28 protein-coding genes are annotated in these 23,881 nt (G+C 31.0%); 23 read left to right on the top strand and 5 right to left on the bottom strand.

Features of this window, described 5'->3' with window-relative positions:
- The first annotated feature begins 304 nt into the window (after nt 1-304).
- Nucleotides 305-1,147, top strand: coding sequence for a hypothetical protein (locus OW730_RS17140; protein ID WP_271225270.1), 843 nt, complete (start codon nt 305-307; stop codon nt 1,145-1,147).
- A 72-nt stretch (nt 1,148-1,219) separates the two neighbouring features.
- Here OW730_RS17140 and OW730_RS17135 read toward each other — a convergent pair whose 3' ends face one another.
- From OW730_RS17135 to OW730_RS17125, 3 genes are all read right to left on the bottom strand, one after another.
- Nucleotides 1,220-1,519 (bottom strand): hypothetical protein, encoded by a 300-nt coding sequence (locus OW730_RS17135; RefSeq protein WP_271225269.1) that lies wholly within the window; start codon nt 1,517-1,519, stop codon nt 1,220-1,222.
- Complete coding sequence (locus OW730_RS17130; protein WP_271225268.1) at nt 1,512-1,739, bottom strand: helix-turn-helix transcriptional regulator; 228 nt, start codon at nt 1,737-1,739, stop codon at nt 1,512-1,514. Before OW730_RS17130 ends, OW730_RS17135 begins: the two co-directional genes overlap by 8 nt.
- A gap of 410 nt (nt 1,740-2,149) precedes the next feature.
- A complete protein-coding gene (locus tag OW730_RS17125; protein ID WP_271225267.1) occupies nt 2,150-3,793 on the bottom strand; it encodes a putative manganese-dependent inorganic diphosphatase in 1,644 nt (547 codons plus the stop codon).
- A gap of 191 nt (nt 3,794-3,984) precedes the next feature.
- On the opposite strand from OW730_RS17125, the gene OW730_RS17120 reads away from it, so the two are divergent.
- A complete protein-coding gene (locus OW730_RS17120) occupies nt 3,985-6,534 on the top strand; it encodes a cation-translocating P-type ATPase (RefSeq protein ID WP_271225266.1) in 2,550 nt (849 codons plus the stop codon).
- A gap of 298 nt (nt 6,535-6,832) precedes the next feature.
- Here OW730_RS17120 and OW730_RS17115 read toward each other — a convergent pair whose 3' ends face one another.
- Nucleotides 6,833-7,258, bottom strand: coding sequence for a hypothetical protein (locus OW730_RS17115; RefSeq protein WP_271225265.1), 426 nt, complete (start codon nt 7,256-7,258; stop codon nt 6,833-6,835).
- 350 nt (nt 7,259-7,608) lie between these two features.
- On the opposite strand from OW730_RS17115, the gene OW730_RS17110 reads away from it, so the two are divergent.
- From OW730_RS17110 to OW730_RS17010, 21 genes are all read left to right on the top strand, one after another.
- The gene (locus OW730_RS17110; protein WP_271225264.1) at nt 7,609-7,851 is read left to right on the top strand and encodes a HypC/HybG/HupF family hydrogenase formation chaperone; all 243 of its coding nucleotides are present in this window, start codon (nt 7,609-7,611) and stop codon (nt 7,849-7,851) included.
- Nucleotides 7,852-7,854: 3 nt separating this feature from the next.
- Nucleotides 7,855-8,913 carry a hydrogenase formation protein HypD gene (gene hypD, locus OW730_RS17105; protein WP_271225263.1) on the top strand — a complete coding sequence of 353 codons (1,059 nt, stop codon included), beginning with the start codon at nt 7,855-7,857 and terminating at the stop codon, nt 8,911-8,913.
- 18 nt (nt 8,914-8,931) lie between these two features.
- A complete protein-coding gene (gene hypE, locus OW730_RS17100; RefSeq protein WP_271225262.1) occupies nt 8,932-9,927 on the top strand; it encodes a hydrogenase expression/formation protein HypE in 996 nt (331 codons plus the stop codon).
- Nucleotides 9,928-9,993: 66 nt separating this feature from the next.
- Entirely contained in the window at nt 9,994-10,371 is a 378-nt protein-coding gene (locus OW730_RS17095; protein ID WP_271225261.1) for an NADH-quinone oxidoreductase subunit C, read from the top strand.
- Nucleotides 10,372-10,487: 116 nt separating this feature from the next.
- A complete protein-coding gene (locus OW730_RS17090) occupies nt 10,488-11,570 on the top strand; it encodes a hydrogenase large subunit (RefSeq protein WP_271225260.1) in 1,083 nt (360 codons plus the stop codon).
- The gene (gene hypA / locus OW730_RS17085; protein ID WP_271225259.1) at nt 11,570-11,911 is read left to right on the top strand and encodes a hydrogenase maturation nickel metallochaperone HypA; all 342 of its coding nucleotides are present in this window, start codon (nt 11,570-11,572) and stop codon (nt 11,909-11,911) included. Before OW730_RS17090 ends, hypA begins: the two co-directional genes overlap by 1 nt.
- Before the next feature lie 24 nt (nt 11,912-11,935).
- On the top strand, nt 11,936-12,592 hold the full coding sequence (gene hypB / locus OW730_RS17080) for a hydrogenase nickel incorporation protein HypB (RefSeq protein ID WP_271225258.1): 657 nt from the start codon (nt 11,936-11,938) through the stop codon (nt 12,590-12,592).
- 12 nt (nt 12,593-12,604) lie between these two features.
- Nucleotides 12,605-13,141, top strand: a complete 537-nt coding sequence (locus tag OW730_RS17075) for a Na+/H+ antiporter subunit E (RefSeq protein WP_271225257.1) — start codon at nt 12,605-12,607, stop codon at nt 13,139-13,141.
- On the top strand, nt 13,141-13,422 hold the full coding sequence (locus OW730_RS17070; protein ID WP_271225256.1) for a monovalent cation/H+ antiporter complex subunit F: 282 nt from the start codon (nt 13,141-13,143) through the stop codon (nt 13,420-13,422). The genes OW730_RS17075 and OW730_RS17070 overlap by 1 nt, the downstream gene beginning before the upstream one ends.
- The gene (gene mnhG / locus OW730_RS17065; protein WP_271225255.1) at nt 13,419-13,760 is read left to right on the top strand and encodes a monovalent cation/H(+) antiporter subunit G; all 342 of its coding nucleotides are present in this window, start codon (nt 13,419-13,421) and stop codon (nt 13,758-13,760) included. The genes OW730_RS17070 and mnhG overlap by 4 nt, the downstream gene beginning before the upstream one ends.
- The gene (locus OW730_RS17060) at nt 13,753-14,016 is read left to right on the top strand and encodes a hydrogenase subunit MbhD domain-containing protein (RefSeq protein WP_271225254.1); all 264 of its coding nucleotides are present in this window, start codon (nt 13,753-13,755) and stop codon (nt 14,014-14,016) included. Before mnhG ends, OW730_RS17060 begins: the two co-directional genes overlap by 8 nt.
- A gap of 2 nt (nt 14,017-14,018) precedes the next feature.
- Complete coding sequence (locus tag OW730_RS17055) at nt 14,019-14,297, top strand: hypothetical protein (RefSeq protein WP_271225253.1); 279 nt, start codon at nt 14,019-14,021, stop codon at nt 14,295-14,297.
- 5 nt (nt 14,298-14,302) lie between these two features.
- Complete coding sequence (locus OW730_RS17050; protein WP_271225252.1) at nt 14,303-14,770, top strand: MnhB domain-containing protein; 468 nt, start codon at nt 14,303-14,305, stop codon at nt 14,768-14,770.
- Nucleotides 14,771-14,785: 15 nt separating this feature from the next.
- The gene (locus tag OW730_RS17045; protein ID WP_271225251.1) at nt 14,786-15,127 is read left to right on the top strand and encodes a sodium:proton antiporter; all 342 of its coding nucleotides are present in this window, start codon (nt 14,786-14,788) and stop codon (nt 15,125-15,127) included.
- Nucleotides 15,127-17,055, top strand: coding sequence for a complex I subunit 5 family protein (locus OW730_RS17040; protein WP_271225250.1), 1,929 nt, complete (start codon nt 15,127-15,129; stop codon nt 17,053-17,055). The genes OW730_RS17045 and OW730_RS17040 overlap by 1 nt, the downstream gene beginning before the upstream one ends.
- A gap of 12 nt (nt 17,056-17,067) precedes the next feature.
- Nucleotides 17,068-18,030, top strand: coding sequence for a respiratory chain complex I subunit 1 family protein (locus OW730_RS17035; RefSeq protein WP_271225249.1), 963 nt, complete (start codon nt 17,068-17,070; stop codon nt 18,028-18,030).
- A gap of 29 nt (nt 18,031-18,059) precedes the next feature.
- Entirely contained in the window at nt 18,060-18,500 is a 441-nt protein-coding gene (locus tag OW730_RS17030; RefSeq protein WP_271225248.1) for an NADH-quinone oxidoreductase subunit B family protein, read from the top strand.
- Nucleotide 18,501: 1 nt separating this feature from the next.
- Nucleotides 18,502-18,990, top strand: a complete 489-nt coding sequence (locus OW730_RS17025) for a 4Fe-4S dicluster domain-containing protein (protein WP_271225247.1) — start codon at nt 18,502-18,504, stop codon at nt 18,988-18,990.
- Nucleotides 18,991-19,103: 113 nt separating this feature from the next.
- Nucleotides 19,104-19,778 (top strand): deoxyribose-phosphate aldolase, encoded by a 675-nt coding sequence (gene deoC / locus OW730_RS17020; protein WP_271225246.1) that lies wholly within the window; start codon nt 19,104-19,106, stop codon nt 19,776-19,778.
- 584 nt (nt 19,779-20,362) lie between these two features.
- Nucleotides 20,363-22,663: an AAA family ATPase gene (locus OW730_RS17015; RefSeq protein ID WP_271225245.1), complete on the top strand. Its 2,301-nt coding sequence runs from the start codon at nt 20,363-20,365 to the stop codon at nt 22,661-22,663.
- 76 nt (nt 22,664-22,739) lie between these two features.
- On the top strand, nt 22,740-22,982 hold the full coding sequence (locus OW730_RS17010) for a DUF1292 domain-containing protein (protein WP_271225244.1): 243 nt from the start codon (nt 22,740-22,742) through the stop codon (nt 22,980-22,982).
- Between the two features lie 485 nt (nt 22,983-23,467).
- On the opposite strand, the gene OW730_RS17005 is transcribed toward OW730_RS17010, so the two are convergent.
- The gene (locus tag OW730_RS17005; protein WP_271225243.1) at nt 23,468-23,857 is read right to left on the bottom strand and encodes a DUF3899 domain-containing protein; all 390 of its coding nucleotides are present in this window, start codon (nt 23,855-23,857) and stop codon (nt 23,468-23,470) included.
- Nucleotides 23,858-23,881: the final 24 nt, after the last annotated feature.

Below are 23,881 nucleotides of genomic sequence, written 5' to 3'. Positions count from 1 at the left end.
ATAGTTGAAAACGGAAAATTGAAAGTGGAAAACGAATGACATTTCACTATTGTGAAATTTTAATTGTATTGGTCCTTGGACAATAGGGGTTTACGCGTTTCATTTGGATGAAACATTGTACTTTGAATACAATACATATTGGAAATAAAATCATGTGTATAAGCTGATTGTAGATTTTGTCTATGATCAGTTTTTTTATGGGATATATTTTAATATAAGATGGGTGTTAAGGTATATTGATTAATAATAAATAATAGTTTAGTAATGAATAGTAATGTTTTGTGATTGGAGAAGGAAAGATAATATGAAAAATTCTATGAGGTGGATTCTTTTATTTTTTATTTTATTGATGTTAGTATCCTGTAATTCAAAGAATAATGATAAACAAGCATTGGCTAAATACTTGGACTCAACCGAAGAGACTGAAAGAAGATATTTTACAGATGAAAGTGCAGAAGAAGAGTTTGCAAATCAATTTAGAATATTAGATATTGTAGAGCACTCTGTTTATACTGTTGATAATGAATTAAATATTAATTTTACTTTTAATAAATCCGTTACAAGATCTAATATCTTAAATTGCAGGAGTTACTTTATGAAGCATGCAGTACTTAAAGATTCTAAATACGGAGGCTTGCCTTACCAAGAGGTGATCAATGAAAATATTTCTTATGATTCATCTATTATAAGGATTTTTATTGATGATAAGCTTGTAATTTATGAAAAGTATAATAGGAATGAAAATAAATTTGATTATTATGAGAACACAGAGATAAAACTTGATGCTAGGAGTGTAAAAAATCAAACATTAAACTCATTTGCAAGTAGACTCAAAAAAGTAGTGAAAAATAAGAAAGATATAAAAGTAGTGCATCCATTGAAAGGAAATGTTATTTTATTTAAAATCTCAACTAAAGAAAATTTAAAGGATAATGAAATAGAATTAATTAAAACATTAGTAGAAGAAGAACTATCTTTAAAAAACAAGTCACAAGCAGGAGAAAATTCAAAAATCAACACAGAATATTTAGGTATTGGAATAGAATTATATACCCAAAATAGCAAGTATGCTGAATATACTTACAGTAATGGAGAAACAAAGGATTGGATTCATGAAGATTGGATGAATTACGATTTTTATAAATAAAAAAAGTTGGTGACAATAGTCGCCAACTTTTTTAGTGCGTAAGCAAGGGAAAAATATTAAGTACTTTTAAAATTAAATTCTATTCATAACAAATGATAATGTAAGAGCAAGAAGAAAAGCAATCGCTGAAGTTAGAGCAACGAGCTTAATTAAAGTTTTTCCTAAAATTTTATGCTTATGTTGATATGCTGTCACAATCAACCCGCTTAAGATGACTATAATAAGTAAATCCCATAAGGCTTGATTGTACCTTATCGCCCTATACACAACATCTAGAAGGATTGCAAATGATATAAACTTATATCCAAATGAGTAACTAAGATTTTCAATATAAGTGGATCGTTCATCCTTTTCTATCATTTTTTTAGTCATTAATTTCTACCTCCTCAAAATAAAATAAATCCTCAAATTGTTTATTAAGTGTTTTTGCAAGTATTAATGCTAATTTTGCCGTAGGACAATATTGCCCTGTTTCTATAGAACTGATTGTTTGACGCGTTACGCCTGCCAGCTCAGCCAATTGTGATTGTGATAGGTTATTTTCAGCTCGTGCAACTTTTAATCGGTTCTTCAGTTGTAAATTTTCAATCAAACTATCACCTCCATTACATAAATGGTAACATATGGGATTAAATGTGTCAAGTATACTTGGCAAAATAATAAGGTTACTTATCATTTTGCCAAGTGTACTAAAAAAATACATATAATTACATTATTAATAATAAAGGTTACTCTAAAAAGACTGTAGTTAGCTTTGTGTAGATACAAATCTAACTACAGTCCTTTTGTATGATTAGATGGTATATTTGCATAATATACTATATAAAAAGTTGAGTTATGGTCAAAGGTTCAAGACTATACTTGTATATTGATACAATATTTTATCCAAAGATAAAATGAGTCAACCCACATTGTCCTTAAGAACAATAAAATAAAGGTTCTGACGCTAGTCAGAACCATCCATCATTTTCAATTCTACATTCTCAATTCTCAATTATGTTTTTATTTAAGGTCTGTTATCGCCTTTGTAATTGGCGGAATTACCTGTTTCTTTCTAGAAACTATACCTGGTATATAAACACTATGATCTTTAAGTGATACATCAAATGCTTTACCTATTAAATCTTTATACTCACCAACACCAATAAATTCTGAACCTGTATTTAATATATCAGTAACCATTAATATTATAAGGTCATAATTTTCAGCTTGAGCTAAATTATTCATCAGTTCTAAAACAGCATCTTTTTGAGGCTCGAAACCTTCTAAATAAAGGGTGCTTACTTGAGATACTCCAATTTTAAGAGCGTTTAAAGTAAATGTTTTAAAATCTTGATAGAAAATTTCTTCGGCGGATTTTCCTTCAAGTGAGGTACCTGCTTTAAACATTTTCTTTGCAAATTTATCAATATTCAAGTCTGCAATTTGAGATAATCTCTTTAATACTAGTTCGTCAACTGGAGTAGATGTAGGGGATTTCAAAAGTAAAGTGTCAGAAATTATAGCAGCGCTTAATATTCCTGCAACTTTTTTTGAAGGGCGTATACCATTTTCAAAGAATATTGAACCTATGATAGTTGAGGTGCTTCCTACAGGCTCGTTACGGAAGTAAATTGGTAAACCTGTTTCTACATCTGCAATTCTATGATGATCTATTATTTCTGTTATTTCAGCATCTTCTAATCCGTGTACAGATTGTTGCTTTTCATTATGGTCTAGCAAAATTACCTTCTTTTTATTTTTAGATATTAAATGATATCTAGAGATTGCTCCAATAACATGGTTTTTGTCATTTAGAACAGGATAACTTCTATAACGAGTTTCTAACATAATATCTTTTATTTCATCAACAAAATCATCAGTTTTAAAAGAAATAATATTCTTTTTTGTCATTACATATTCTATAGGAATACTCTGTGTTATTAATCTGCTTGCTGTAAAAGTGTCATAAGGGGTAGTTAATACAGAACAGTTATGCGTACGCGCTTTAGTGAGGATTTCAGCACTAGCTGTGTGACCTCCTGTAATGATTAGTAATGAGGCACCTTTTTCAATAACAAATCTCTGAGAGTCTTCTCTATTACCACAGATAACAATATCTCCTCTTTCAAGAATTTCTTTTATATTATCTGGATGCATAGCAGCAACAATTATTTTTCCTTCATATCTTCCATTTTCCTCAGATATATATTCTGGGTGACCATTAAGTGTATCTATAATGTTTTCTATTTTAGTCTTACTTTTTGATAGAATTGTATTGTCCCATATATCCATATAACTTGTAGTAATATTAGAAACAGAAGTAACACCACATAAAAGCTCATTATTATCAACAATAGGTAACATTTTAATTCTATTTTTTTTCATTAAGTTCCAAGCAGTTTTAATAGAAATATCAGGTGCAACAGGAGCAATTTTATCAATATTAAGATCGTTTACTTGAGTCTTAACTGTCTCTAATAGAGGTGGCTGATCAACTTCAAAGTAATCTAAAATAAACTTAGTCTCTCTATTTATTTCTCCTAATCTATAAGCAACCGCCGGTAATTCTCCAGTTTTATTCTTGAATTCAGCATATGCAATTGATGAACATACTGAATCTGTATCAGGATTTTTATGTCCAAATATGTAAAGATGATTATTCATCTAATAATTCCCTCCTTCGTTATAATAAAAAAAACTTTATCTATAGTTTTCCAATAAGTATATTTTATATTTAATATAGATTTTAGTAAAGGAAATTTTGAAAGGAGCAAATATAAAAGCATAAAAGTATCAGTTATTTCATATATATTTTATGAATTATGAAAATCTAGAGATGATAAGGAGGGAAAGAATTGATACATAAAACCACAGAAACATTTAAGGAAGATCATGGGCTTTCAAATTCAGAAGTCAAATTAAGGCAAGAAAGATATGGTATGAATACAATTAAAAAGAAAAAGAAGTTATCTCCAATTAAAATCTTTTTAGATCAATTTAATGATGTAATAATATGGGTTTTACTTGGGGCTACTGTAATTTCAGGAATTGTAGGGGATAGAGCAGATGCATTAACTATAATAATTATTGTGTTTATGAATGCTATTTTAGGGTTTGTGCAGGAGTTTAGAACGGAAAAAGCTTTAGAGGCATTAAAAACATTGGCGGCACCTACTTCAAAGGTTATAAGAAATGGAGCTATCAAGGTAATTAATTCTGAAGAACTTGTACCAGGAGATATAATTATTCTAGAAACAGGAGATAGAATTCCAGCAGACTGCGTAATTACATATTCTAGTGGTGTAACCGTTGATGAATCTTTATTAACTGGGGAATCAGTAGGGGTAAACAAAAATTCAAATAAAGGTAAGAACATAATTTTTATGGGGACCGTAGTTTTAAAAGGAAAAGCTAGAGCTAAGGTTATTGAAACAGGAATGAACACAGAGATGGGAAAAATAGCTCACATGTTGAATAGTATTGATGAAGACAAATCTCCATTAAAGAAAAGATTAAATCAACTTGGCAAAATTATGGTATACCTGTGTATTGTTATCTGTGTAATAGTAAGTGCACTAGGCATATATAGGGGACAAGACCCTACTCAAATGCTTTTAACTGGCGTAAGTTTAGCTGTTGCAGCAATACCTGAAGGGTTAGTGGCTATAGTTACTGTATCATTGGCGTTAGGGGTATCTAGAATGTTAAAGCGTAATGCATTAGTACGAAAACTCCATGCAGTAGAAACCTTAGGATGCACTTCCGTAATTTGTAGTGATAAAACAGGGACTTTAACTGAGAATAAGATGAAGGTTCAAAAAATATTTTGTTCTGGAAGGGTATATAGTGATGGATTTAATGAGCTAACTGTACTTAAGAAAATTTTTACATACTGTAATGATTGTAATTTCAGTTTTATGAAACGAAAAGTTGAACATGCAGTAACAGGTGACCCAACAGAAACAGGGTTAATAAAACCCTTCTATAATAAAGTGGAAACACTAAAATCAACATTAGCTATTGAAAAAAGAATATATGATATTCCATTTGACTCCTCTAGAAAAATGATGAGTGTTGTTACAGAGCTTGGAGGAAAGAAAACCGCATATATAAAGGGTGCACCTGAAAAGATAATTCATAAGTGTGATAGAATTTATATAGATGGAAAAGAAAGAGAGCTTACTTTAGAATATAAAAGACAAATATTAAAGACAATAGATGACTTCGCAGGTGAAGGTTTAAGATGTATAGGTGGAGCTATTAAGTATAACGTAAATAATCTGAATGAAAGTATAGAAGAAAAGCTTATTTTTGTTGGAATAGCTGCAATGAAAGACCCACTAAGAGCTGAAGCAAAGAAATCAGTTAAAAGGTGTAAAGAGGCTGGTATTTCTGTAGTTATGATAACAGGAGATCATAAAAAAACAGCTTATTTCATAGGTAAAGAACTTTCACTGTGTAAATCACTAGATGAGGTTCTTACTGGAGCAGATTTAGAGGTTATGAGCGAGGTTGAGCTTGAGAAAAAGCTAGACAATATAAAAGTATTTGCAAGGGTAAACCCTGAACATAAACTTAGAATTGTAAAGGCATTTAAGCGTAAAGGTGAAATTGTTGCAATGACTGGAGATGGGGTTAATGATGCTCCAGCAGTAAAAGAAGCGGATATTGGAATATCAATGGGGATAAACGGTACTGATGTTACAAAAGAGGCATCAGCAATGATTCTCCTTGATGATAATTTCTCAACAATTGTTTCCTCTGTAGAAGAAGGACGTAAAATATATGATAATATTAGAAAATTTATTAGGTATCTATTATCATGTAATCTAGGAGAAATACTTACAATGTTTTTAGCATCAATCTTCTACTTGAAATCGCCATTATTACCGATTCAAATACTTTTCGTTAATTTGGCAACAGATGGACTACCAGCTTTAGCACTAGGTATTGATGGAGCAGAAGAGGATGTAATGTTAAGAAAGCCACGAAGCAGTAAAGAAAGTATTTTTGCAAGAGGATTAAAAGAAAAAATATTCATTAGAGGAACATTAATAGGTATATGTACAGTATTAGCGTTTATTACTGCCCAACTATTTGGTATGACTATAGAAACAAGCAGAACAATTGCTTTAGGAACATTGATTATCTCACAATTACTACATGTATTTGAATGTAGATCAGAAAATAAAACATTGTTTAGTATAAACGTATTAGGAAATAAAGCTTTACTTGGTGCTGTTTTTATATCATTACTAATGTTACTATTAATAATATATAATCCATTTATGCAGTCAATTTTCCATACAGTAGGATTATCTCATCCACAATGGCTGATTATTATTTTCTATTCAAATATTATTGCCTTCATAAACAATCTTTTCTCACTTTTTGATAAAAGATAAAAAGCACCTTAGGGTGCTTTTTAAATTGAAAATTGAAAGTGGACAACGGACAACGATGGATATTTCTCTTCGAGAAATTTTAATTATACTGTGCTGCGAACAATAGGGAGTTACTCGCTTATTTTGAAATAAGCATTGTAATTAAAATACAATATTTTATCCAAAGATAAAATGAGTTAAAACTATTTGTTCTTTAGAACAATAAAATGTAGTTTCTGCGTGAGTAGAAACATCCTACGTTGTCAATTGTCAACTTTCCACTGTCAACTGAAAAAAGGTACGCAATCGCGTACCTTTTTTATTTAAATCTTTTATCCCTAACTTTCTGAACCTTCATATTACCATCATTTATAGGTATTAAATCAGCTTTTGTAGTTAGATTTCTTATGTTCATAATTGAAATAACTTCTCTATTGACTTTTGATTTACCTTTTTTATCTTTTTTACCTTTTAAACCTTGAATTATTACAGAGTGTCCTTGAGAAACTTGAATGAAATTCACTGGTTTAAACCATCTTTTTTTTATGTACTCACATTTTACGATATTTCTGCTTCCAGCTGGCTTAACTAATATAGTAGCTGCTAATTTATGAAAAATCCAAAGAACTGTTTTTCTTTCTACCTTACACTGAAGTATCTTACCTTGTACTTGTGCTAATCTATCCTTATTCTTTTCGTAAAAAGTTTCTGCATATTTTTGAGATACAGATTCTTTAAAACCCATTATGATCTTCCTTTCATAGTTAAATTTTATTATATTAAACTTTACTTTAATTATAAATAGTTTAAGTATATAATACCTATCTAATATTATATAGTATATTCCAATTTACTACAAGTAACTGTGATTATTTTATTTTTAAAAGTGATTTGAATCAATGTAATAAATATAGAAAAAATATATAATTATGCTATCATTGTAATACTTATACAAAAATATAAAAAGATTGTTATTTTCTTATCTTTGATTACTTTTAAGAAAAAAATATGGTATTATATAGGTAATAAAAGGATAAAAAACACTTTATTGCTGTAAATTGGTAATAGTGTTGAAAGCATATGAGGAGTGGTAATATGTGTCTAGGGGTACCATTAAAGGTTATAGAAATTAATGATAAAAATGGTGTAGGGGAAATTAACGGAATTATAAAAAAATTCAGACTAGATTACTTGAAAGAAGTGAATTTAGGGGATTATGTTATGGTTCATGCAGGATTTGCTATTGAAAGAATAAGTCAAGATACTGCAAATGAAATAAAGAAAGCTCTCGAGGAATTAGACGAGAAGATAATAGAACTTCAAAAAGAGAGGAGATAGAACATGGATCAGAATATTGATAGAATGCTCCATGAAATAAATTCTTTAAATAAAAAAGTTAATATTATGGAGGTATGTGGAACACACACTATGTCAATTTGTAAAAATGGAATAAGGGATATTATAACTGAAAATATCAATCTTATTTCCGGACCTGGATGTCCAGTATGTGTTACTGATAATGGTCATATTGATTATATTTTTGAACTAGCATTAAAAGAAAATATTATTATTACAACCTATGGTGATATGATCAGGGTACCTGGGAGTGATCCCTCAATCTCTTTGATAAAAGCTAAAAGTTCAGGGGCTGATGTGAGAATAATTTATTCTTCCATTGATGCAGTAGAAATTGCAGTTGAAAATCCTGATAAGTTAGTGGTTTTTTTAGGGATTGGTTTTGAAACAACTATTCCAGCAACTGCTGCAGCAATTTTAGAAGCTCATAAACTGGAACTTGATAACTTTAAAGTTTTTTCAGTTCATAAATTGGTTAAACCGGTAATGGAAGCGGTTCTAAGTCATAAAGATTTAAAGATTGATGGCTTTATAATACCGGGACATGTTGCAACCATAATAGGTGAAAAAGGTTTTGAATTTTTAGAAAAGTATAATTGTTTTAGTAGTATAGTAGGATTTAGAGGAGAAGAAGTTATATATGGGCTTTTTCAAATGATTCAGAATATTAAGAATGATAATAAAAGGTTAGGAAATGCATATAAAAGTTTAGCAAGCAAAGAAGGTAATATTGCTGCTGTAAAGATATATAATGAAATTTTTGAACCAAGAGATGATGTTTGGAGAGGAATTGGGAAAATACCTAATAGTGGAATGAAGCTAAAAGAAAAATGGAGTAAGTATGATATAGAAAAACTCTATCCGTATAAAGAGGAGAATAAGTTAAATAAATCACCTTGTAAGTGTGGGGAGGTTTTGATAGGAAAGATAAAACCAAAGGAATGTCCGCTTTTTGGTAAAATATGCAATCCAATAAATCCTGTAGGACCATGTATGGTTTCAAGTGAAGGAAGTTGTGCTGCATACTATAAATACAATTCTTAACAGAGAGAAGGTAAGTACATGAAAGAAAGTATAACAATGGCTCATGGAAATGGTGGAGTAATGACATCAAAGATTATTAATGATGTAATTTTAAAAACTATAAACGGAAATACTCTTGAAAATATGAATGATGCAGCTTTGGTTGACAATAAATATGGATTTACTACAGATAGTTTTGTAATTTATCCTCATTTTTTTAATGGAGGAGATATAGGCAAGCTATCAGTTTGTGGTACTATAAATGATTTGGTAATGGGTGGATGTATACCTAAATATCTTAGCTTATCAATAATTCTGGAAGAAGGATATGAGATTGAGAAATTACAAAGAATAATTGAGAGTGTAAAAACTACATGCAATTTATGTGATGTGAAGGTGGTAACTGGGGACACTAAAGTTGTAGATAAAGGGCATGGAAGTGGCATTTATATTAATACTTCAGGGATAGGTGAAAGAATAGATAACATGAATCTAAGTAGAGATAATATTCAAGAAGGAGATGCTGTAATTATTACTGGGGATATAGGGGATCATGGGGTATCAATACTTTGTGAAAGAGAGAATTTATTAGAAGGTCAACTATCATCAGATTGTATGTCCCTAGTAAAATTAATTCCTCTTATAAAAAAATACTCTGAATTCATTAGAATAATGAGAGATCCAACTAGAGGGGGAGTTGCAACAACTTTAAATGAATTTGTTGAAAATAGTGATATTTCAATCACAATAATGGAAGAAAAATTACCTTTGAATGAAAAAGTAGTAGGTGCTTGTGAAATATTTGGATTAGATCCTTTATATAGTGCAAACGAAGGTAAAGGAATAATCATTATAGATGGTTCTGTAGCAAAAGAATTTATTAGTGAACTTAAAAATATTAATGAATTTAATAATGCTTCTATTATTGGAGAGGTAAACAAAGAAGAACAAGGGAAGGTGCTTTTTAAAAGTAGATTTGGAGGAAGAAGAATCTTAGGTAAGTTAACACATGACATGCTTCCTAGAATCTGTTAATTTGTTTGGTTATTACTACTATTTGTAGTTAATAATATATTTTAAATATCATAAGGAGGGTAGATTATGGTTCAAAATGAAATTGTAGAAATTAAAATTGAAGAACTAATTCCTTTAGCTAAAAAATTCCTTAAAGAGGAAAGAAGACTTGTAATAATGAATGGCTATGTTGATGACAAAGGTGAGAATGTTGTTGCATATAACTTTGATATTGACGGCCATATTAGAACATATCTTTTAAAAGGCGAAAAGGTTGTCCCTTCGCTGACACCTTTGTATGCAGGATCCGCTCAATGGTGTGAAGAAGAGATTTGTGAAATGATGGAGATTGAATTTGAAGGATTAGAGAAGTCAGGAAGATTGTTTTTACCAGAAGACTTCGATGGAACTGGCCAGATTCTTGTTGTTCCTTTAAATGAGTTAAGAGAAAAAAATAATCTATAGATAAACTATAGTGAAACTTATTTATATTTGTCAAAAATCTAAAGGGTTCAAATAATATTGGACAGATATAATTTATTAGTTGAAGTAGTTTAGCTATCCTAGAAAGGAGAAGAGTTATGAGTTATACGGTACCTATTGGACCATATCATCCAGCTCTTGAAGAACCAGTTCATGTAAAACTTTATACTGAAGGTGAAGTTATTAAAGATGCGGATGTTTTTATTGGATATAATCATAGAGGAATTGAAAAATTAGCAACAGAAAGAAATCATATTCAAACTATTACTTTAGTAGAAAGAGTTTGTGGAATATGTTCTCATTCACATGCACTATCCTATTGTTTAGCATTAGAGAAAATTGCAGGGATGGAAGTGCCTAAAAGAGGTCAATATGTTAGAGTTGCAATTTGTGAACTTGAGAGACTGCATTCACACTTTCTTTGGCTAGGATTGGTTGGGCACTTAATTGGATTTGATAGTGCATTTATGTATACCTTCGATGCAAGAGAGAAGGTTATGGAAATGTTAGAAATGTTAACAGGAAACAGAGTTAACTATGCTATGAATATTGTTGGAGGAGCTAGAAGAGATTTTACTGATGAACAGTTAAAATTACTTCTGACAATGTTAGATCAATTAGAAGAACCTCTTAAGAAAATTAAGAATATTCTTGGAACTGACAAAACTACTGCATTAAGAACAAAAGGGGTTGGGGTATTACCAAGAGATGTTGCATGGCTGTATGGAGCTTGTGGACCTCATGGAAGAGCATCAGGAATTAAGGATGATGTAAGAAAGATTGACCCTTATATATGTTATGAAGATTTTGATTTTAAAGCTATTTCATTTGATGATGGAGATATTTTCTCAAGAGTTTTAGTGAGAATACTTGAATCAGAAGAGAGTATAAAGATTTTAAGGCAGGTTGCAAAGAACATGCCTGATACTGGGTTGAATTTAGGAATGAAATTACCTAAAGTTCCAGTTGGAGAGACTTGTGTAAGAATAGAAGCACCAAGAGGAGAGGTTACTTACTATGTAGTTTCAAATGGTAAACAAAACCCTCATAGAGTTAATATTCACGTACCTACTTTTAAAAATGCAGCTACTGTTCCGGCAATGCTTAGAGAAAACTCTGTAGCAGATGCAGGATTAATTGTGGCTAGTATAGACCCTTGTTTCTCTTGCTTGGATAGATAATGCACGAACTTCCAGTTACAAAAAGCATATTAAATATATGCCAAGAAGAAGTAAAGAAGCATGGAATGAATAAAGTTATTGCAGTTAACATAAGAGTAGGGGAATTAACAGGGCTTGTTCCTGCTGGTATTGAATATTATTTTGATATTATTGCTAAGGGAACAGTTGCTGAAGGAGCAAAAATTAATATAAGTAAAATACCAATAAATATTGAATGTAAGGATTGTGGAGAATCCTTTGAATGTAGAAAAGGAGTTTATAATTGTATAAATTGTAGTTCCCATAATATAAAAATTACTGGGGGAAGAGAGTTTTTAATAGATACTCTTGAAATGGACTAAAGATTATTGAAGGGAGAATTATTGATGGAAGTTAAAGTAGTAAGACAGATTTTAGAATGGAATGATAATTGTCATAATGAATTAGTTAAAGAGTTTGATAAAAAAAGGACATTAGTTTTAAATATTATGGGATCGCCAGGTGCTGGTAAAACAACATTTATTAAAATGTTAATAGAAAAATTAAAGCACAAATATTCATTTGCAGTAATTGAAGGTGATGTTGCTGGAACGATAGATGCAGAAGCAATTGCAAATATGGGGGTTCCAGTAGTTCAATTAAATACTGACGGGGCATGTCATATTGAAGCTATGTCAATTAAAAATATCATTCCTGAATTTGACCTTGATAAGACAGATATTTTAATTGTAGAGAACATTGGGAATCTTGTCTGTCCTGCAGAGTTTGATATAGGTGAACATTTAAAAATTGCAATATTAAGCATTCCAGAAGGGGATGACAAGGTAGAGAAGTATCCATTATTGTTTTCTAGAAGTGATGCTTTAGTTCTTACAAAGCACGATTTGAAAGCGGTTTTTGGATTTGATGATGAAAGAGTTACAAGAGAGTGTAAAAAATTAAATGAAAGTCTTGAAATTTACAAAGTAAATTCAAGAGAAGGTATTGGCTTTGAACATGTTGTTTCATTTATTGAAAATAACATAAAAACAAAATTTAATTAAGGAGGGGATTAAATGAACAAATTCTTATCCTATTTATCAACATTTGTTTTCTGTATGCTTATATGGGTAGGATTGACAATTCCATTTGGAACAGGTATGGGGTCTGGGCAAATCCTTCAAGAGTTAATTGTAGGAGGGGTTGTTTCTGCTGTTATGGCTATTTTCTGTCATAGATTTTTTATAAAAAGCAAGCCTTTCTGGCTGCTTAATCCCATGAGAATACTTTCGTTTCTAGTATTCATATTTATATTCTTTGTTGAGCTGGTTAAATCTAATCTTGATGTTGCTATCAGAGCTTTATCACCAAAGGTTAAAGTTAAACCAGGGATTGTTAAGATTAAAACACCAATTGAGTCAGATTATGGATTATCGATGCTTGCTAATTGTATTACTTTGACTCCAGGTACAATTACGATGGATATAGAAAAAGGCAATAAGGAAAATTTCATGTATATTCATTGGATTGATGTACAACAAAGAGATAGGGGAAAGGCTTCAGATATTATTAAAGGAAGCTTTGAACCCTGGGTAAGGAGGATATTTAAATAATGAATATAGAGACTATAGAAGTTATACAGAATGATTTTCTTATTGCAGCAATAGTTTTAGGAGTCTTGGCTTTAGTTTTATTATTTAGAATTGTTAAAGGTCCTCATATTATTGATAGAGTTTTGGCAGCTGATTGTATTGAGGTTACATCGGGATTTATAATGGTTATTTTTGGATGTGTTATGAATGATTCATTATATGTTGACCTTGGATTAGTGCTTGCCTTATTAGGATTTATAGGTACAGTCCTTATATCAAAATATTTGGAGGGAAAACTATGATCAGAATACTGATAGATGTATGCTTAATTCTGGGTATATTCTTTGTGTTCGCTGGTGTGGTTGGAATCATAAGAATGCCAGATACATATTGTAGATTACAGTCGTCTACAAATATTGTAACAATGGGTGGTATTTTCTTGTTACTAGCAGCAATTATTTTTGGTATAGGTAGTGAAAAAATTGATATTGCTGTAAAAGCATTTGTTATTTTAGTTTTTATTGTTTTAACTAACCCAGTAGCGTCACACGCAATGGCTAGAGCTGCATACAGAAGTGGAGCAGTAATGGATAAGAAAAGCGTTTGTGACGAGTATAAGGGGGACAAGTGTGATGACTAATTTTGAAGTGTTAAACACAGTTGTTATTGTTGGTATGATTATTGCAGGATTTCTAACAGTTATACTTGAAGATACAATGGCAAGTATTATAGCCTTGGTTGCTGTTGGTACTTTTGTAGCATTAGAGTTTCTTTTATTGAAAGCGCCAGATGTTGCCCTTGCAGAAGGTGTTGTAGGTGTAATTTTAACGCCAGTTATATTCTTAATCGCCCTTAGCAAATCTAAAGAAAAAAGTGTGAAAAAGGAGGGTGAATAATTATGAAAAAATTTTTTACATGGTTTTTCTTAGGCGTAATAGGAGTGATGGCTATATATGTGGCAATTAATATGCCTGGTTCAACGTACAGTGGGATAGGTGAGGCAATTGTAGGGAAAGTATCAGATACAAAAGCTTTAAATGTTGTTACTGCTGTAGTATTTGACTTTAGAGGATATGATACTATAGGAGAATCTTTTGTATTATTCACAGCCGTTACTGCATCTGCTGCTGTATTAAGAAAGTCAGTTTCTCATAAAAAAGAGAAAGGAGTTAAATAGCAGCCATGAATAAGAATAGAAAAAATGTTGAAGAAAAAGGGGATATTATCATTCAGTCTTGCGCTGGAATAGTTCTTCCTATTGCACTTATGCTTGGTGCTTACATTATAATCCATGGACATTTAACACCAGGTGGAGGATTCCAAGGAGGAGTTCTTATTGGAGGAGCTGTAGCAATAATGTTTATAGCATTCGGTGGAAATGGTGTAAGAAAAGCATTCCATCTTAATAGACTTAAAGCATCTGAGAGTATTGCTGCCTTGGGGTTCATACTGGTAGCATCATTAGGAATTGTCTATGGATTTGGTGGATATCATTTCTTCGAGAATGTTGTAAGTAAAGGGGAAGCAGGATATGTTTTAAGTTCAGGATCAATATTTTTAATGAACTTTGCAGTTGGATATAAAGTTTTAGCAGGTATAGGAGCACTAATTTTCATCATGCTAGGTACGCTTAATAAGTCGGAAGAGTAGGAATGAGGTGATAAAATGACACTTAATTATATAGGAGCATTTCTCTTAATAATATTTGGATTAATTATTATGATTAAAAAGAAAGATTTAATTAAAATAGTCATTGGTATGGCGTTAATGGATACAGGAATTAATCTCCTTTTAGTATCAGTTGGATATAGAGAGGGAGCATCAGCCCCAATTTATGAAAATTACAACCAAGTTGTTGATTTTGTTGACCCAGTTCCTCAAGCTTTAACACTAACTTCAATCGTAATAGGTGCATGTGTAACAGCATTAGCACTATCTATTGTTATTAAGGTTAAAGAGCATTATGGAACAATAAATGCTGATGAGATAAGGAGGTTAAGAGGATAATGAGCAATACGAGCAATTTACCTATTATAGCTATTTTTGTACCTTTCTTTTCAGCCTTTGTAATTGCTCTAATAGGGGAAAAAGGAATAAAGGTTAGTAAATGTATAGCAATATTAGCAACACTTGTTGCCTTTATAGCAATAACTTGTATGATAATACCAATTTGGAATGATGGGGGAATTATAACCTATTGGTTAGGAAACTGGTCCCCTGAGAAACTTTGGGCAATTGGAATCGGTCTTGAAGTAGATGCCTTTGGTCTTTTAGTTGGATTAATCATTGGAACTACCTGTTTGCTATCTTCAATTTATGCTTTTAGATATATGGATAAGGATAATGGACTTGAAAAGTATTATTCAATGTTCTTATTGTTATGTGGAAGCATGATAGCATACGTTTTCAGTGGAGATTTATTCAATATGTACGTAATGCTTGAGATTATGACATTTGCAGCTATAGGACTAACGGCATTTAGAAATCATAAATATAAAGCAATTGAATCCAGTTTTAAATATATAGTTATTGGTTCACTAGGATCAGCATTAATCCTTTTAGGTACTGTATTGCTTTATTCAAAAGTTCATACTTTGAACCTAGCACAGATTTCTGCTTTAATGCATAACCAAGGATTTGATGTTACTTCTAATATGGCATTAGCATTGATGTTAACTGGATATGCTGTTAAGGCATTCCTTGTACCATGTCATACATGGCCACCGGATGCTCATATGGCAGCACCATCATCTATCTCTATGCTTTTATCAGGAGTAATGAGTAAAACTGGAGTGTATGGTTTAATTAGAATTCTTTTCATGTTATACAGAGGACAAGCTTTAAATAACGAATTTATAGGTGCTCTTATAATTGTTTGGGGTACTTTAACAATGGTTGTTGGTGCTGTCATGGCAATACAGCAATATGATTTTAAAAGATTGCTTGCTTATAGTTCAGTATCTCAATTAGGATACGTTATCGTTGGATTTGGAATAGGGCTTTTAGATAGAACAGGAATTAACATTATTGGTACATTTGGAGGGGTTTATCACATGATAAACCATGCAACCTTTAAATCGCTCCTCTTCTTATGTGCTGGTGTAATGATTTATAGAGCTGGAACAACCGATATTAGGGAGATGGGTGGATTCTCTAAAAAGATGCCATTTACAACTTTATTCTTCTTAATCGGTGCTGCATCAATTGCAGGTGTTCCACCATTTAATGGATTTGTATCAAAATGGTTAATATATCAAGCTACATTTGAAGCAGGTTACTGGCCGGTTACAGTAATTGCTTTATTGGTATCAGTAATTACTTTAGCTTACTTTGTAAAGTTAGGTCAATCAGTATTCTTTGGAGATATGAATAAAGAGAAATGGAATAACTTAAAAGAAGCACCAGCATGGATGCTTGTCCCAATGGGTATTTTAGCAGTTCTTTGTTCAGTTCAAGGTACTGTTTGGGAATTTATAGCTGAAAAAATTATCGAACCAGTAACATATTCAATTTATAACATTAACAATTATATTGATGTTATGTTTGAAGAAGGTTACGCAGCTAATATGTTTGGAAAGGATATAGCAATACCTTCTATGACAAAAGAGATGGCGGGGTACTATAGTCCTATAAACTGGTTAATATTATTTGTAATATTATTAGTAGGATTTATGGTGATAGCTGCATTTAACGTAAAACGTCACACTGCTTCACAGGTTGATATTGAAGATACTAAATATGATATATTCACAGGTGGAGAGGCAGAGGAACATTCTCATATGGCAGGTAATGATTTATTCTGGGGATTAAAGCATCAATTCAGACCATTCTTTAATGGTATGAAAAATGCACATAGTGGAATAGTTAATGACTATGTTTTATGGGTAGTAGGAACTTTAGCTGTTGTGTTAATTTACGTATTCATTGTTCTCTAGGAGGTGGAAAGGATGAGTTTTGAGCTTATAAATATATTTCATTTATTGGTGTTTCCAGGATTTCTTTTCTGTTTTGCCTTTGGGATATTATTAGCAGGTATAGATAGAAAACTTGTTGCGAGAATGCAGAGAAGAATAGGACCACCATTGTTACAACCATTATATGACTTTTTTAAACTAATTGGTAAGGAGTCTATCGTTCCACGAAAAGCATCAAAAAGTGTATTTTTGATTGCTCCAATTTTAGGATTATTATCTATTATAATAATTCCGCTCTTTGTGCCAATTTTCGGTACAGAATTCGTTAAGAATTCAGCGGATTTAATAGTTATTCTATATCTTTTAACTGCCCCTGCAGTTGCAATTATTCTAGGAGGATCCGCATCAGGGTCTCCATATTCAGGGATAGGAATCTCAAGAGAAATGGTTACTATGTTATCTTATGAGTTGCCATTAGTACTTATTTTCCTTGCTGTTGGCTCAAGAGTTGGACATGATTTAAATGTTGCTAGTAATATTACATTCTCATTAACAGAGATTAACTCGTATCAGACAGCAAAAGGTATGCTATTATTGGATTGGAGAATGATACCTGCAGCAATTGCCTTCCTATTATGTATACCAGCAGAAGTTGGAACAGTTCCTTTCGATGTAGCTGAAGCTGAAACTGAAATATGTGAAGGTCCCTTAGTTGAGTATAGTGGTGCATATTTGGGTATATATAAATTAACAAGTGCAATCAAGATGTTCGTTATGGGCGGATTATTTGTTGCATTATTCTTAGGAGGAGCTGGATTTAGTAACTTGCCTTTGAACGTAATTTTATTTATGCTTTTAATTACACTGGTTATAGTTGTTTCTGTATCATTCTTAAGAGCTATAGTGGCGAGAATAAAGATAGAACAGACAATAAAATTCTTCTGGACTATTCCTACTTTATTAGGGTTAATAAGTCTCGTTTTAACATACATTTAAAGATTGAGAGTCCTTAAGGAGGGGTTAAGTTGATTAATAAACTGATTGAAAAGAGTAGAACTAAATCACCTTGGTTATATCATTTAAATGCAGGTTCATGTAATGGTTGCGATATAGAGCTTATCGCTCTATTAGGACCTAAGTTTGATGCTGAAAGGTTTGGTTGCAAGTTAACTGGTACACCACGACATGCTGATATTGTAATTGTTTCAGGACCAGTTACACAGCAATCTAAAGATAGATTACTTAGGGTATTATCACAGGTTCCAGAACCAAGAGTTGTTGTTTCCTTAGGTTCATGTCCAATATCATGTAATGTATTTAGAGGAAGTTACAGCGTTGTTGGACCACTTGATAAATGGACACATGTTGATGTGTCAGTAGGAGGATGCCCTCCAAGACCTGAAGCAATAATAGATGGAATAATAAAATCTATTGAGATATTAAAAGAAAAGAGAGGTGTTAAATAGCATGGCTAGAATACCTTTTGCAAAACAGGCTCTCATGAATTTATTCAAGAGACCTGTTACTAATAAATATCCTCAAGTTCCAGCAGAAATTCCAGAGGGATATAGAGGTAAAATCAAATTTGATGCTGATACATGTGTTGGATGTGGAATGTGCATAAGAGTTTGTGCAGCTGGCTCTATTGAGAAAAAGATTGTACCAAAAGAAGGTGCACAAGATATTACATTGACATTTGACATGGGGTCGTGCACCTTTTGTGGTCTGTGTGCTGATTTCTGTCCTAAGAAATCCATTGAATTAACTAAGGAATATTCAATGATAACTGTGGCTGGGGAAAATATTATAGTGAGTGGAACATTTGAAAAGAAACTTCCGCCGAAACCAGATCCAGCAAAAATTGCTGCTGCAAAAGCTGCAGCGGCAGCGAAAAAAGCAGCTGTAGAGAAGGTAGCTGCAGATGGTGAAAATAAAGAAGAAGGTAAAAGTAAGTAATTTTTACAATATAACTATTGATTATTTCTAGATAATAGGATAAAATGATTTTAAGAGAGGGTGTAAGGTATACTTGCACCCTTATTATTGAGACGTAATGGAGGTACATATTAATGAATAAGCAAACGTTGGCAGGAATGATAGATCACACTGTTTTAAAAGCGGCTACATCAGTTGAGGATGTTAAAAAAGTATGTCAAGAAGCTAAGGAGAATGGGTTTTTCTCTGTATGCATAAACCCATGCAATATTGAATTAGCTGCAGAGTTATTAAAAGATAGCGATGTAAAAGTTTGTACAGTTATAGGATTCCCTCTAGGAGCTAACACTCCAGAAGTTAAAGCATTCGAAACTAAAGATGCTATAGCTAAAGGTGCAGATGAGGTAGATATGGTAATCAATATCGGTAGATTAAAAGATAAAGATTATGATTACGTATTAAGAGATATCAAAGCCGTTGTAGATGCATCAAAAGGAAAAGCTTTATCAAAAGTAATTCTTGAGAATTGTCTTTTAACTAAAGAAGAAATAGCTAAAGCATGTGAGTTATGTAAAGAAGCTGGAGCGGATTATGTTAAAACTTCAACTGGATTCTCTACAGGTGGAGCTACTCCAGAAGATATCAAACTTATGAGAGATACTGTTGGACCAGAAATGGGAGTTAAAGCTTCTGGTGGAGTAAGAAGCTTTGATGATGCAGAGAAGGTAATTAACAATGGAGCTACAAGAATTGGAGCATCTTCTTCAGTTGAAATAATCAATGGAGCAGTTGTTACTGGCGACTACTAAAATAAATAAGCACGTGTTACGTGCACATCAAAATTTAAAAACCCTCAAAAGACGTTGACAGTTGAAAGTTGACAGTGGAAAACGACGGATGTTTCTGCATACTCAGAAACTACATTTTGTTGTTCTTTAGGGTAGAAATTTTACTCATTTTATCTAATGATAAAATATTGTATTTTTAATTATAGATTTACTTTAAAATAAAAAAAGTAACGAGCTTGTTACTTAATTAATAAAAGTAGGTTCTGATTTTACAGAACCTACTTTTTTTATTTGTTATAAAAGGTAATATTATTTCAAAAACTTAAAAAATATTGTATTTGAATTACAATGTTTCATCAAAGATGAAACGAGTAAAATCTCATCGTCCTTGGAACAATACATTATAATTTCACAGAGTGAAATATCCATCGTTTGACCTTTTCAACTTTAAATTTTCCACTTCTTTTAAATTTTCTTGTCAATTAATATTCTTATCTAAGTAAGAAATAAATGTTGTCATAAAAAATTTCAATAAAATACAAGTTTTTGTTCCTAAATTCTTTTTTCTCGAATAATTATATACTATGAGAGAAAGGGGGATTAAGATGTTTAGAGAGTTAACCCGAAAGGATATAATATATGACTTCAGAATTGAAGATATTAAAGTAGGCGAATTTGAAATAAAGCTTCCTGAATATGAGAGAGTTTATAATAAGATTGATTTATTCTTGGATGTAAAAAAGAGAGGATTTAATCTGTTTCTTGTTGATAGTTACTCTCCTGAAAAACTTCAAAACATTGTAGAATATATAAAGAACAAGCTGAGCGATAAAGGAAAACCAGATGATTTATGTATGATAATAAGAAATAATAATTCTTCTCCTGAAACTATAAATTTACCTGGTGGATATGGAAAGAAGTTTGCTGAAGTACTTGAAAACTTACAAGAAGATATTTATGAGCTTGTTTTTTCATATTATAATGAACTTTTTCTTGATAAGAGAGATCAGCTTATTGAAGAAATTGAAGATAAAAGAGAAGAACTTTTAGAAGATTTGATAAACAAAGCTAAAGAGCAGGATATAGAAATAAGATATACAGAAGATCGGTTTGCTTTCATTCCAATTAAAGATGGAAAAGCAATGACTGAAGAAGAGTATGATAAGTTATTAGATGATGAGCAGAATATAATTGTAGATAAAATTCAAGGTTTTAAGAAGAAAACAAAAGAAATTCTATATAAAATTAGAGATATAGAAGATGAAGGAATTGAAAAAGGAAGAATAATATTTAAAGAGTTTATTACCAAGGGCATTGAGTTGAATAAAGATGATTATCTTGAAGCTGTAAATAATGACGAAAAAATTGATGAATTAATAATGGATATTCTTAAAGAAATGGTGGAAGAGTTAGTCGAGGTATTTAGTAATAGTTATAGTGATGATGAGAAGAAGCTTACAGAATGTATTTTTAAGTATAAAACTAAGGTTTTAGTAGATAATAGTGAAAATGATAGTCCAGTTGTAATTTTTGAAGAGGATCCTACTATAACCAACTTAATAGGAAGTATTGATTATGACAATGTTAATGGAGCATATGTTGCTGACCTAGAAAATATAAAGGCTGGTAGCCTGATGAGGGCAAATCAAGGTGTATTGATTATTAGAGCCAGTTCATTATTAAAACATGGGAATTCATATCATTACCTGAAGAAGATGATATTAACAGATAAAATAGATATGAATTATAATAAAGGATATTTAGAATTACTTTCGATTGGTGGGTTTAAGCCTGAACCTGTTAAAGTAGATACTAAAATAATACTTATTGGGGAAGATGAATATTTTGATCTTCTATATACTTATGATGGGGAATTTAAAGAAACATTTAAGATAAAATCAGAAAGTGATAGAGTAATAGATATTGATGAAGAAGTGAAAAGGGATTTGGTTAGTAATCTTGTGACAATTTGTAAACAGGAAAAACTGAAACCTTTAACAAATAATGCTATAAAGGAAATAGCTAAATTTCTATCAAGAAAAGCTGGGTCAAGGAATAAAATCTATTTTGATTATATGGATATAACAAAGCTTCTGACAATAACCAATAATAATGCTTTGAGTCTAGATAAACATAATATAGATGATAAAGATGTTAGAGCGTATATTTACTCAGAAGAGTTAATAGAAAAATATATATTAGAGAGTTATAAGAATAAGAAAATATTGATGAATTGCACAGGAAATGTAATTGGTAAGATAAATGGATTATCAGTAATAGATCTTGGATATCATAGGTTTGGAAGAACTTTAAGGATAACATGTACTTGCTACAAAGGTAGTGGGCAAATTATAGATGTTCAAAAAGAAAGTGACCTTAGTGGTAAAGTTCATGCTAAATCAGTGAACATCTTAAAAGGCTTCATAAACCAATTGATTGGAGGATATAATGAAATCCCAGTTGATTTCCATCTCTCTTTCGAACAGATATATGGAATAGTAGAAGGGGATAGTGCTTCAGTTGCAGAAGCTATTTGTATGATATCTGCATTAAGTAAGATACCAATAAATCAAAACATTGCTGTTACTGGGTCTATAAATCAGTATGGAGAGATTCAACCTATTGGTGGAGTGAATGAGAAAATTGAAGGTTTCTTCAAAGTTTGTGATATGGTTGATAAATCAAAAGGAAAAGGGGTTTTAATTCCATCGTCTAATAGAGAAGATTTAGTGCTTAGCTCAGAAGTAGAAGAAGCAATCTTAAAAGGACATTTTAAGATCTATACTATGGAAAATATTTATGATGCTATTGATGTTCTCATGGGAAGCAAGGAACAGACATCAGAAAATATAATGGATGAATTAAAAAAAGAACTAAAAAAATACAGTAACACAAAGAAGAAATAAGATTCTATAATCGTTGACATAAATAACTCTGTAGCTTATTATATTATAGTAGATTTAGATAAACAGAGGTGATAAAATGAGCACAGAATTAATAATTAAGGTTATGACTGAAGATGGAAATAAAATAGAATTGCAGCTAATTGAGAGTTTTGTGATTGAAGGGCAGAAATATTCATTGTTAGCGCCTGTAGATGATGATGAAAATGCATATGTATACAAGGCTATAGATTTAGGTGATAATAAAACAGAATATGAAGTTGTTGAAGATGATATGATTTTTAATATGGTATTAGATGAATACGAGAAAATGTTCAATTAACAAATAAGAGAGAGTAATACTTTTTAGTATTACTCTTTTTATTTTCATATCTAAATATTATAATGATAAAACATGTATATAATCTAATGTATATACAGTTGAATAGGTTGATTTATGACATGTAAATGAGTTTTTGTTATAAAAAGTAATATTAAACCTTTTATGAGGGAATTGGTATGATGTAATGTTAATTTAATTATATGTAAGAAATGATAAATATATCCATAAAAATAGAGAAAATAATTAATAAAAAGTGAATATTTTAATACTAAATTAATAATTTTTTGCCCTTTATCTTACAATTTAGTAAGAAGGTAATGAAATTGTAATTTATCTATAATAATGGAATATTAGCATTAAATCAAAATATGATAAATAAAAGCCATAAGTATTGAAATACAATAAAGGGTGTATTTTAATACTTATGGCTTGATTTTTTAGATTTCAATATGTATGCATGTCCTAAATCAGTATTAATAAAGTTTTTACATAGTTGATTTATAAATATAAGCTAATAACATTGATAGCGATAATAATGGGACTGCGAAAAGATAATATACTTTTGATGGATACTGAACACCATATGCTTTTTGTAAGAAATTGTGGAACTTATCAAAATTATTCTTACCAGACTCTTCTTCATCTGGATCTAATACTCCTGAACTCTTTAGCATTTTTTGCTCTTTTTTAAACTTATGATATTTAACAAACTTAAATAATCCAGAATTCCTTACGTGAATCATTAAAGCGATACATAAATACAGTAATCCTAGATAAAAAAAAGCGTTAGAAAATTTTAATGTTAAATTTTCTGTCTTGTCGAAAAACAAGAATAATAGGGTAAACACTGGAGTTACAATACTTAGAATTTTCATTAATTACCTCCTATTAAATTAATA

Source organism: Oceanirhabdus sp. W0125-5 (genome assembly GCF_027938815.1).
Classification (GTDB): domain Bacteria; phylum Bacillota; class Clostridia; order Clostridiales; family Clostridiaceae; genus Oceanirhabdus.
Note: the sequence above shows the minus strand (reverse complement) of the source record. Positions and strands in the feature narration are given on the sequence as shown.